General features: G+C 45.0%; 1 protein-coding gene. It reads left to right on the top strand.

All coding sequences use genetic code 11. The features are described 5' to 3' along the window. A partial coding sequence (locus tag QP794_RS33095; RefSeq protein WP_285080853.1) for an IS3 family transposase occupies window positions 1–671 on the top strand: 671 nt, incomplete at both ends.

Genomic DNA, 671 nt, shown 5'->3' on the forward strand with positions numbered 1-671 from the left:
GGGGTCTCACGTTCGGGCTACTATCGATATCGTAGTGAAAATGCTCAATTACATCGTCAAAAACAGGAACAAAACGATGAAAACGTCAAAGCGATTCTTCTGAAAGCCTACCGTTACCGGGGAAGGAAGAAGGGAGCTCGTCAAATCAAAATGACGCTGGAGAACCAATATGGAGTTACATACAACCTCAAGCGTATCCGTCGAGTCATGCAAAAGTACAACATCGTTTGTCCGATTCGAAAAGCAAATCCTGCACGACGTATGGCCAAAGCCACTCAAGAGCATCGAACCTGTCCCAACACGTTAAAGCGAGCCTTTAAGCCAGGGGTCGCCGGTCAAGTTCTCTTAACCGACATCACGTATCTAACCTATGGGAAAAACAAGCGGGCCTATCTGTCCACGATAAAAGACGCCGAAACGAATGAAATTTTAGCCTATGAAGTCTCTGCTTCACTTGGTTTGGACATTGCGATCGACACGTTGAAACAACTCAAGAAACATCGCCATCTCACCTCGGATGCCTTGATTCATTCGGATCAAGGATTTCACTACACCAATCCGAAGTTCCAAAAGCTTGTGAAAAAAATGGGGCTAAGTCAATCCATGTCACGTAGAGGAAACTGTTGGGATAACGCTCCACAAGAATCATTCTTTGGGCATTTTAAAGATGA

The organism is Paenibacillus sp. UMB7766-LJ446, assembly GCF_030226665.1.
GTDB classification, from domain to species: Bacteria; Bacillota; Bacilli; order Paenibacillales; family Paenibacillaceae; genus Paenibacillus; species Paenibacillus vandeheii.